9 protein-coding genes, 1 tRNA gene and 1 pseudogene are annotated in these 10291 nt (G+C 62.3%); 6 read left to right on the top strand and 5 right to left on the bottom strand.

Annotated elements, in window-relative coordinates:
• The 3 genes from A2J01_RS15230 to A2J01_RS15240 form a co-directional block, all read left to right on the top strand.
• A partial coding sequence (locus A2J01_RS15230; protein WP_064113026.1) for a hypothetical protein occupies positions 1-1112 on the top strand: 1112 nt, incomplete at its 5' end.
• 2 nt (positions 1113-1114) lie between these two features.
• Positions 1115-1897 (top strand): SDR family oxidoreductase, encoded by a 783-nt coding sequence (locus A2J01_RS15235; protein ID WP_064113027.1) that lies wholly within the window; start codon positions 1115-1117, stop codon positions 1895-1897.
• Between the two features lie 7 nt (positions 1898-1904).
• On the top strand, positions 1905-3044 hold the full coding sequence (locus A2J01_RS15240) for a sulfotransferase family protein (protein WP_020908307.1): 1140 nt from the start codon (positions 1905-1907) through the stop codon (positions 3042-3044).
• A 73-nt stretch (positions 3045-3117) separates the two neighbouring features.
• Here A2J01_RS15240 and A2J01_RS15245 read toward each other — a convergent pair whose 3' ends face one another.
• Both A2J01_RS15245 and A2J01_RS15250 read right to left on the bottom strand, forming a co-directional pair.
• Entirely contained in the window at positions 3118-3963 is an 846-nt protein-coding gene (locus tag A2J01_RS15245; protein WP_064113028.1) for an alpha/beta fold hydrolase, read from the bottom strand.
• Positions 3960-5750, bottom strand: a complete 1791-nt coding sequence (locus tag A2J01_RS15250; RefSeq protein ID WP_064113029.1) for an N-acyl-D-amino-acid deacylase family protein — start codon at positions 5748-5750, stop codon at positions 3960-3962. Before A2J01_RS15250 ends, A2J01_RS15245 begins: the two co-directional genes overlap by 4 nt.
• Positions 5751-5847: 97 nt before the next feature.
• Here A2J01_RS15250 and A2J01_RS15255 point away from each other — a divergent pair, with 97 nt between their 5' ends.
• Complete coding sequence (locus A2J01_RS15255; RefSeq protein ID WP_042923173.1) at positions 5848-6495, top strand: TetR/AcrR family transcriptional regulator; 648 nt, start codon at positions 5848-5850, stop codon at positions 6493-6495.
• A gap of 394 nt (positions 6496-6889) precedes the next feature.
• Positions 6890-7015, top strand: coding sequence for a hypothetical protein (locus A2J01_RS37205; RefSeq protein WP_003941303.1), 126 nt, complete (start codon positions 6890-6892; stop codon positions 7013-7015).
• A gap of 82 nt (positions 7016-7097) precedes the next feature.
• Here A2J01_RS37205 and dcm read toward each other — a convergent pair whose 3' ends face one another.
• Together dcm and A2J01_RS15265 are read right to left on the bottom strand one after the other, a co-directional pair.
• Positions 7098-8393 (bottom strand): DNA cytosine methyltransferase, encoded by a 1296-nt coding sequence (gene dcm, locus A2J01_RS15260; protein WP_064113030.1) that lies wholly within the window; start codon positions 8391-8393, stop codon positions 7098-7100.
• Between the two features lie 159 nt (positions 8394-8552).
• Positions 8553-8623: transfer RNA gene (locus A2J01_RS15265), tRNA-Cys, on the bottom strand.
• A 233-nt stretch (positions 8624-8856) separates the two neighbouring features.
• On the opposite strand from A2J01_RS15265, the gene A2J01_RS15270 reads away from it, so the two are divergent.
• Positions 8857-10125: a multidrug effflux MFS transporter gene (locus A2J01_RS15270; protein ID WP_100084653.1), complete on the top strand. Its 1269-nt coding sequence runs from the start codon at positions 8857-8859 to the stop codon at positions 10123-10125.
• On the opposite strand, the pseudogene A2J01_RS35145 reads toward A2J01_RS15270, so the two are convergent.
• Positions 10122-10291, bottom strand: a pseudogene (locus tag A2J01_RS35145) (phospho-N-acetylmuramoyl-pentapeptide-transferase); the annotation flags it as partial. The gene A2J01_RS15270 and the pseudogene A2J01_RS35145 sit on opposite strands and share 4 nt — an antisense overlap.

Below are 10291 nucleotides of genomic sequence, written 5' to 3' on the forward strand. Positions count from 1 at the left end.
CTGCGCCGCACATCAGATCCGAACAGGATCTACTGGAGGGATACCAATATCTGGCCGGCGGAATCATCGCGACGACGCATGCCGCCTGGGCCGGCGAAAAGACCCATCCGAGTTTCATCCAGGGCACCGGACCATTCACCAAGATGGGCCTCGACAACCCCGACACTCTGTACTTCGGCGCCCGAATCAACGACGACAAGGAATACAAGGTCACCGGAAAGCGCGGCACCACAGCCGATCTCAGCTTCCAAGTGTTGAGTGGGAACTACACCAACTCGAACGTTCCCGGAAGCGAAATTGCCTTCGACGACCGCGAGCTGGAGATAGACGACGACGGCAACTTCGTCGCTTGGTTCGGCCCCGGCCCCGCCGACGGACGAGCCAACTACTACACCCTGGCGCCCGGATCCTCGCAGCTGGTCGTTCGCGAGGTCTACAGCGACTGGAGTCAGCAGCGCGGCGTGATCCGCATCGAGCTCACCGATTCGATCGGGATCGCGCCGCCACCTCTCACCGCCGAAGAGACCGAGAAGCGTTACGCCCGGGCTGGGAAGGCACTGGTCACGCGGGTCAAGACGTGGCTCCAGTTCCCGGAGTGGTTCTACCTCAAGCTCGCGGTCAACACCATGACCGAACCACGCCTGACACCGGGCGGGCTGGCAACGCAGTACTCGTCGGTGGGACATTACGAACTCACCGACGAGCAGGCGATGATCATCACCGTTCCCGCCTCCGACGCACCGTATCTCGGCTTCCAACTGGGGAGCCTCTGGTACATCTCACTGGACTACGTCAATCATCAGACCTCCCTCAACAACGGCCAGGCACAGGTCGATCCGGACGGGATGGTTCGAATGGTGGTCAGCGAGAAGAACCCCGGTGTCACCAACTGGATCGAAACCGTCGGACATCCGCGCGGCATTCTGCAGTTCCGTTGGCAGCGCGTGTCCCGCGAGCTGACGCCGCAGGACGGTCCCACCGTCGAAATCGTCGCCGTCGCAGATATTGCGAAGCACCTGCCGCATTTCGACACCAACGCCATCACCGCCGAGGACTGGGCAGCGCGCATTGCCCAGCGCCAGGCCGCCATCGACAACCGAATGCTGGGGTAATCATGACCGCCTTGCTCGAAGACCGTGTAGTAGTCATCTCCGGAGTCGGCCCGGCACTCGGCCGCGCTCTGGCCCTTCGATGTGCGTCGGCCGGCGCGAGTCTTGTTCTCGCAGCACGTACGCAATCGCGACTCGACGACGTTGCGAAGGAAATAGTCGATGCCGGTGGGCGCGCCGTCACCGTTGCCACCGACATCACCGACCAGGCTTCCGCCGAGAATCTGGTGGCCGAGTCCATTGCCGCCTACGGCAAAGTGGACACTCTGATCAACAATGCATTCTCGATTCCGTCGATGAAACCGTTGGCTCGCACCGATTACCAGCACATCCGCGACAGCATCGAACTGACCGTACTGGGTGCGTTGCGCCTGACTCAGCTGTTCACGCCGGCACTTGCCGAGTCGGACGGCTCCGTGGTGAACATCAATTCGATGGTGTTGCGGCATTCGCAAGAGCGTTACGGCAGCTACAAGATGGCGAAGTCGGCCCTGCTCGCCATGTCGCAGTCCCTGTCCACCGAACTCGGCCCGCAGGGAATTCGTGTCAATTCGATTGCACCCGGCTATATCTGGGGAGACACCCTCAAGGGATACTTCGCGCACCAGGCGGAGAAGTTCGGCATGACCGTCGAGCAGATCTACGAGCACACTGCGTCGAACACCGACCTCAAGCGCCTGCCGACGACGGATGAAGTATCCGACGCGGCGATCTTCCTGGCGTCTCCGATGGCCAGCGCGATCACCGGCCAATGCATCGACGTCAACTGCGGCGAATTCCATCACTAGGAGCACCATGACTGAACGCACTCACGTCGGCACCGTCGAGGATCTCCACGCCTCGGCGACGCGGATGACCGGACTGACGGACTTCGGCGTCGACGATTACACCGAAGCTCTGTCGGTCCTGCTCGAGTCCTACGACCGCGACGAGGATCTGACGCCGTTCGGCAGCAAGATCTCTCGGGTATTCCTTCGCGGCGCCCTGGTGGCACGTCTGCTCAGTGAATCCGCATGGAAGGAGCATCCGGAGCACGCCGACGTCAAGATCGAGCGGCCGATCTTCGTCACCGGATTGCCGCGCACCGGCACCACTGCCCTGCACCGCCTCCTCACGGTCGACCCGGCTCACCAGGGCCTCGAGATGTGGCTGACCGAGTTCCCTCAGCCTCGCCCGCCTCGCGATACGTGGGAATCGAACCCGGTCTTCGCCAAGATCGAGGAGACATTCGGTCAACACCACGTCGAGCATCCCGAATTCATGGGCGTGCACTACATGTCGGCCAGCGAAGTCGAAGAATGTTGGCAACTCTTGCGTCAGACGTTCAAGTCCGTGTCGTACGAGTGCCTGGCGAATCTACCCACGTACTCCGCATGGCTGAAGGACCAGGAGTGGTCGAACGCCTATGCACGACACAAGAAGAACCTGCAGCTGATCGGTCTGCCCGATCAGGATCGACGGTGGGTCCTCAAGAACCCGAGCCACCTGTTCGCGCTCGACGAATTGATGGAGGCGTACCCCGACGCTCTCGTCATTCAGACTCACCGCTCCCCTACGACGATCATTCCGTCGGTGTGCAGCCTGGCCGCCCAGGCGACAGAGGGTTGGTCGAACACGTTCACCGACAAGGTGATCGGCGAAAGTCAGCTCGAATTGTGGGCCAGGGGGCTCGAGCAGTTCGACAGTGCACGCGCACACCACAATCCCGCACAGTTCATCGACGTCGACTATCAGGACTTCGTCACCGATCCGCTGGGAACCGTCGAGAACATCTACACGCACTTCGACATCCCGTTGACATCTACTGCGCAGCAGTCGATGGAGGCCATGCACGAGGAAAGCCGTTCGGGTGCTCGCAAACCGTCGCACAAGTACACGCTCGAGGAATTCGGCCTGACGAAGGAGCAGGTGGAAGAGCGATTCGGAACTCGCTGACCACCGCTGGCCGACGACCTTGCTGACAACTGAAGCCCCGCCGATTGGCGGGGCTTCAGTGATCAAAACGCGGTCAGCTGCTGAGATGCTCACCCAGCAGTCGGTCCAACTCGACCGGCGCCTCGTCCGGAATCCAGTGGCTCACGCCGCTGAGAACCTCGAACCGGTACGGGCCGTCGACAAACGCGGGGGTGAGCGCAGACCCTTTGGGGCCGATGGCGGCGTCGCCGTCACTCCAGACGTGCAGGGTCGGCACGGTGACCCTGGCAGTTGCGGGGTTCGGCTTGGTCATCCACATCGCGCGGTACCAGTTCAGACCGCCGCGTAGCCGACCGGGAGCCAGCATGGCATTCAGATCGCGCCGTGCGTTCTCCGGCGTCTGCCCGCTCGAGATCAGGAACTTCTCACCCGCCGAGGTGGAGGACAGAACCTTCTCGGGAACGAACGGCAATTGGAACGCCCCCATGTACCACGATTTCAGTCCCTGCGTGCTGGTCACCATCGCCTTGACGAACGCCAGTGGATGCGGAACCGACACCGCGGTAACGGTGTTGAGCAAATCGGGCCGCTCGGCAGCGACCTGCCATGCGACTGCGGCACCCCAGTCGTGGCCGACCAGGTGCACTTTGCCCACCGCGAGCGCGTCGATCAGTGCGACAGTGTCAGCGGCGAGTTCGGACCCGCGGTATGCCCAGCGCGCTTTCGGCCTGGCGCCGGGTGAGTACCCTCGCTGATCCGGCGCCACCGTGCGGAAGCCGCGGGTGTGCAGCAGCGGTGCGAGCTGATCCCACGAGCTCGAATCCTGCGGAAAACCGTGCAGGAGGACCACCACCGGACCGTCTGCCGGACCTTCGTCGCGTACGTCGAAGGTCAGCCCGGACCGGGAGTACGAGGTGAGGCGATCCGCCGGTGTAGTCATAGCGCCACGCTAGTCTTCGCGGCCCTGGTAACCGGAGCCTTTTCACCGGCACGCAGGAACTGACCTGTCTTTTCGATTCCGAATCCGGGGGCGAATTCACCTTCGCGGTAGACGAGTCGGCCGTTGATCACCGTAGCGACGGCTGCGTCGTCGCTGCGGTTGACCATCCGGCTGATCCCGCCGTACTCGGGAACCTTTGCCTCGAACAACCCGTCCACCGACTCGTCGAGCCCGGCCGGGTCGATGACAACGAAGTCCGCGCGGTCACCCTGGCGTAGATGCCCGGCGTCGATGCCGTACCAGTCCGCCAGTTCGCCCGTCAGGCGGTGGATTGCGCGCTCGATGGTGAGGAACGGCTTGCGGTCACTCTGAGCGTCCTTGACGCGCTTGAGGAGTCGCACCGGGTAGTTGTAGAACGCCATGTTGCGCAGATGCGCGCCGGCATCGCCGAAGCCCATCTGCACACCGGAACTCGCGGCGAGTTTCTTCGCGAACTTGGGCCGGTGATTGGCAATGGTGGTGCGCCAGCGAAGATCTCGCCCGTACTTCACCACCAGGTCGAGGTACGCGTCCACCGGGTGCACTCCGCGGATGTCACCGACCTGACCGAAGTTCTTGCCGATCAACGTCTCGTCCGGGCATCCCACGATGACCGCATCGTAGAAATTGCGATGCCAGATGCGGGGTGAGAACTTGTTGTCGTAGTCCTTACGGAATGCGCGACGGTACGACTCGTCCTGGAGCAGTTCGTTGCGCTCCACCTGGTCCTTGAGGTGCAAAGCGGCGGCGCCGGCACCGAACTCCTCGAACACGACCAGGTCGATTCCATCCGCGTAGACGGTGAAGGGAACCGGAAGGTGCTGCCACTTGAAATCGGTCTTGGCGAAGCGATTGAGCAGTGGGGCCGCAGCGAGCATGAAGTACACGATCACCGGGTAGGCCTTCGAATCCGCGCCGGAGAGCAGCGACGTCTTGAGCGGCTTCTTGCGCCCGATCGCCGAGCTTTCGGCGAAGAACGCCGCGACGTTCGGATGCAGGTTGATGGTCGGAGCGCTCTGCAAGATCTTTCCGCGATCACGAAGGATGCGATTGAGGAATCGGAACTCTTTCCACCGTGCATACGTCGACGGCAAAGAGCGAGAACGATATTCGTCGCCGTCGATCTTGTCGAGGGCATTGGTCATCGACGACAGGCCCAGCATCCCAGCGTCGATGGCGTCCTCGAGCATCGAGCCCATCCGGACGAGTTCCGAGCGAGTCGGCTTGACCTTCTTGTCGGTACCGCGCCCCAGTCCGAGTACGTGCGTGCGGATATCGGAATGACCGATGAAGGCCGCGACATTGGGTCCGAGGGGAAGGGCTTCGAGGGCGGCGGTGTACGCCGCGGGACCGGTCCAGGTCTTGTTCGCTTCGAGGATGCGCAGCACCGCGTCGTGGGGAACTGCTTCGACCCGGCTGAACAGATCCGCAATCTCGCGCGGGGTCGAATACACCGTCGACAGCGAGCAATTGCCGAGCACGACCGTCGTGACGCCGTGGCGAACCGATTCCGGAAGCCCTGGACTGACCAAGGCTTCGGCGTCGTAGTGCGTGTGGACGTCGACAAAACCCGGGAGAACCCACTTGCCGGCCGCGTCGATCACCTCGGTGTCCGGCCCGATCTCCAGGCTCGTGGTGGACACCTCCGCGACCACGCCGTCTCGAATTCCGAGATTACGACGCAGACCTGGAGCCCCCGTCCCGTCGAACCACAACCCGTCGTTGACCACGATGTCGAAAGCAGACACTGTCGGACTCCTCGCCTCACGTATGTGTTACCTCACGTTATAGACAGCGTTGAGTAAAAGTCAATGAACCTTCCGAACCAATACATAAGATGACCGGATGGCTGCAGTCCCCCGCTCCCCCGAAGACCGTCAGAGGCAAATCCTCGAGGTGGCAGTACACATGTTGCGGACCGAGCCTTTCGACCAACTGTCGATGGATCGCGTCGCAGCCGAGGCCGGTGTCTCGCCGCCACTGCTGTTCCACTACTTCAAGAACAAGAAGGGTTTCCAGAACGCCATCCTCGAGGCCGCCTCGGCCGATCTCGAAGATCGAATGCGACCGGATCCCGAGCTACCCATCACGTCCCAGCTGCGCTCAGGTATCGAGACATTCGTCGACGCCGTTATCGAGCACCCCACCATTTACCTCGCCGTGATGCGTATGGCCGGCAGTGGTGACGTCCGAATGCGCACGATCTACCGAGGCATGCGCCGCACTTTCACCACGTGGATTGTCGCTGCGCTGACGAATCTAGGCATCGAATCGAATGCGACCGTGGAGGCGACAATCGCCGGGTGGCAGGCATTCATGGAGGAAATCGTCGTCAACTGGATCGACGAGCCGACGCTCGAGCGAGGCGAAATGGTCGACCTCTGCGAACGAATCTTCTACCACTGCCTACCGGCAGCGGGCATCAGCGTGGAGCAAATAGTGGCAGCCACCGTTGTCGCGACGGCCAGTGAGTCCGGCGCAACACAACTGTGATCTTCGTGCCGGGGTTTCACAGGTGGTCACGATTGGGTATCTTGCTTGCAGTGGCACTGGACCACGACCCCAACACATGAAGGATCCAACATGGAGTCTGTCGAAAACGTATTGCCCGAGGGTGTCAAGCTCGAAGACGTCTTGAGTGTCCTCAAGGTCGCAGTTGCGGGCATCGGCCTCATCAGCGCACTTTCGGCATTCAGCTGATCGCAAAGCGTCATCGACAGGCCGGACTTCGGGGAGTCCGGCCTGTTTTTTGTTTACGTTCCTGAACAATCCGTGAACTTTTCAGCAACTTCAGCGCAAAGCCGTCATTTCGACCCAAACAAGCGTCCAGTTTGCTAACTTGTGTCTGCGACACAAGGTCGTACAGAAACACCACGCAGACACAACCTTGTACATACACACCTGTACATACGACACGGAGGACCGAAACATGGGTTCCATCAACACCCTCAGCGCCGTCATCGACATCATCAAGGTCGTCCAGCCGTTGATCGCCAAGCTCAACCTCAGCTGATTCGCTTGCACCACACCCCTGCCAGGGCGTAACTCGAAATGGGGCCGACATCGTCGGCCCCATTTTCCGTAGGTGCTCTATCTCAGCCGAGTGCCTTCTTGATCTCTCCTGCCAGTACCGACGCCAGCTGCGGCGGCACCGCATTGCCGATCATCGTGCGCACCGCTCCCCACTTGCCCTCGAAGATGTAGTCGTCGGGAAAGGTCTGGAGGCGAGCAGCTTCTCGAACGGTCAACGATCGCGTGTGTTTCGGATGCACGTTGCGTGAAGCCGAGATCATCCCGAAAGTGGTTCCGACCGTGGACGCCGGCTCGTCCCACCGGAGGCGCTTGTACGTCGTGTTGTACCCGGACGACGGTCGCATGGCCGGATCTTCGTTGTCGTGCGCCGACATTCCTTCTGGTACATCACGCAGCCACCGCAAGACGTGCTCGGGATGTTCGACGGCCCAGTGCAGCGGGTCCGTCTCGCAGGCCTGCCCGGATTCCAGCGGGGCCAGGTCGACGGTGGCGTCGCGGAAAGTCCTCAGCGGTGCAACATCATTCACGCCGTGAGTCTTCGGCGGGAAACGCAGCGGCCCGATACCACTGTCGCGGCGGGTCGCCACGATGAACACTCGTTCCCGGAACTGCGGCACTCCGTAATCCTGCGCATTCACCGTGTTGACCGAGGCGTCATAACCGCATGCAGCCATCTCGCCGAGAATCCGGTCGACGACCATCCCACCGTCCGGGTCTTTCATGCTCAGCAGCAGCCGAACATTTTCCATCACCACGACCTTCGGCCTCACCAGATCGGCGAGCTCGAGTAGGTTCCGGAAGAGATGGTTACGCGGATCGTCGCGGTCTCGCCGGCCGGCGAGACTGAAACCCTGACACGGCGGCCCCCCGGCCAACACATCGATATTCACCTGTGCCAGAAGATCTTTCACACGGGCTTCGTCGATCGCCCGGATGTCCTCACCGAGGCACTTCGCGCCGGGGAAGTTCCGATCGAAGGTCGCGCGCGCCTCCGGCACGACTTCGATGTATCCCTCCACCGAAAACCCCGCCATCCGAAAGCCTTCGGCCATACCGCCACAACCGGAGAACGCCGTCAATACGGTGGGGCCACCGTTTCCTGCCCCCGCGACCGCACGCCTGGCCACCGAGGCGGGGTCGTTGACCGGTGTCGCTCGACGCGCACGGGTACTACCGCTCGATCGCTTCCGGGGGGCCGCGTACGTGCCCTCACGCTTGGCCGCTTCCAGCGCGGAGAGGGCCGTGAGAACTGCTCGTTCCGCCGGTGGCTTCGGATACGCCTTGTCGAGTTCCCACGCGGAGACGACGGCTGACGAGACTCCCGCCTGGCGGGCGAACTGGAACTGACTGATCCCCACGTGCAAGCGCCGCGATCGCAGGTCCTGTCCCGAAATCAATTCAGTGCCTCACTCATGTGGTCCGCTCGCTCCGGCAGCCCAGACTATCGCAGCCGACCCCGCGAACCAGGACCACACAAGAGAGACCGGCAGGCGATATGCCTGCCGGTCTCCGACACGAGCGGATGACGGGACTCGAACCCGTGTGAACGGCTTTGCAGGCCGGTGCCTAGCCACTCAGCCACACCCGCGTCAGTGAGTAACTCTGCCCTGAGTGACGATCTCGAACCACAGTTCCGCTCAGCATGATTCGAGTGCATTCTCACCAAGCGTTCCAGTCTCTGGGAAAAGTGCGGGCCTTTCGGGAACAAATCGGTCAGTCTCGATGCTGACTCCCTCGGTGGGCGCAGGTCATTCGATTGCGGCCCGACTTTCGACCGAACGACCGAGCAGTTCGCCAGACCCAGACAACCCAGAAGGTTTCATGAGTGCCGAGAACACCGCCATCGCCCCGCCTGTGAAGGCAGCTCCGCTCTTGGAGACGGCCCCGCTGGATACAAGCAGTGTCGACCGCAAGCCGAGCGTCGGGAAGATTCTTGCCCTCGGTTCCATGACCGCGCTCGGGCCCTTCACCATCGACATGTACCTGCCCGCGCTGCCGGATATCGGCGCCGATCTCGGAGTCTCGTCGTCAACGGTTCAGCTGACGATCACCGGAACTCTCATCGGCCTCGCACTCGGACAGCTGTTGGTCGGGCCGCTCTCGGACACTCTCGGCCGCAAAAAGCCGCTGCTTGCCGGAATCGGCGTCCATATCCTGGCTTCGCTGCTGGCGGTCTTCGCACCGAGCATCGCTGTCCTCGGCATCCTGCGGGTTTTCCAGGGCATGGGCGCGGCGGCCGCGGCAGTGGTCACCATGGCGATCGTCCGCGACCTCTACAGCGGTAACACCGTTGCCGTCGTGATGAGCCGGCTGATGCTCGTGCTCGGCGTTGCGCCGATCCTGGCGCCCAGCATCGGTGGCGCCCTCCTCGTCGCCCTCGACTGGCGCGGGATCTTCGTCGTCCTGGCACTGATCGGCGTCGGCACGGCGATGATCGGTGCGTTCGGACTGTCCGAAACACTGCCGAAGGAAAAGCGTCGCCCGAGCGGATTGACGTCGGTTCTCCGCACCTACGGTTCGCTGCTCGGCGACCGCACGTTCATGGTCCTGACGCTCGTCTCCAGCGTCGGTATGGCGTCGTTGTTCGCGTATGTCTCGGGCGCGTCGTTCGTCTATCAGGATCAGTACGGCCTCAATCAGCAAGAGTTCGCACTGCTCTTCAGTGCGGGCGCGATTGCGTTGATCGGCGCTTCGCAGGTCAACGTCCGACTGCTCGATCGGTGGACTCCCCAGCAGATCACCAAGTGGGCCCTCGTGGCTGCCGTTGTCTCCGGGGCCGTCGTCATTGCTGTCGCGGTCCTGGAACTGGGCGGGCTCGCCGGATTCGTGATCGCACTGTGGGTCATGGCCGGTGCCATCGGGTTCGTTCTGCCCAACGCCCCGGCACTGGCGCTCGCTCGTCACGGCGAAGCGGCCGGTACTGCCGCGGCAATGCTCGGGGCATTCCAGTTCGGCGTCGGTGCGGCCATCGCGCCGGCAGTCGGCCTGCTGGGAAACACGAGCACAGCCCTGGCCGTCACGATGACGGCGTGTGTGTCGCTCGGTCTGATCGCTCTTCTGGCTACGACCCGAAAGAGTGAATCGGTCTAACCGGCAGCGGAGAACCACTCGCTGTAGAAGGTGGCAAGTCCCAGGACGCACGAGATCGCGACGAAGATCCAGAATCTTGCGATCACGACGGTTTCCGGCCAACCGAGTAACTCGAAGTGATGATGGATCGGGGCCATCTTGAATACGCGTCGGCCGGACGATCGGA

The organism is Rhodococcus sp. EPR-134 (assembly GCF_001647205.1).
GTDB classification, from domain to species: domain Bacteria; phylum Actinomycetota; class Actinomycetes; order Mycobacteriales; family Mycobacteriaceae; genus Rhodococcus_F; species Rhodococcus_F qingshengii.

Bases quoted from the DNA above. Each gene is read 5' to 3' on its own strand.
- A2J01_RS15245 (WP_064113028.1), bottom strand. From the start codon at position 3,963: ATGACTACACCGGCGGATCGCCTCACCTCGTACTCCCGGTCCGGGCTG.
- A2J01_RS15235 (WP_064113027.1), top strand. From the start codon at position 1,115: ATGACCGCCTTGCTCGAAGACCGTGTAGTAGTCATCTCCGGAGTCGGC.
- A2J01_RS15270 (WP_100084653.1), top strand. From the start codon at position 8,857: ATGAGTGCCGAGAACACCGCCATCGCCCCGCCTGTGAAGGCAGCTCCG.
- A2J01_RS15240 (WP_020908307.1), top strand. From the start codon at position 1,905: ATGACTGAACGCACTCACGTCGGCACCGTCGAGGATCTCCACGCCTCG.
- A2J01_RS15255 (WP_042923173.1), top strand. From the start codon at position 5,848: ATGGCTGCAGTCCCCCGCTCCCCCGAAGACCGTCAGAGGCAAATCCTC.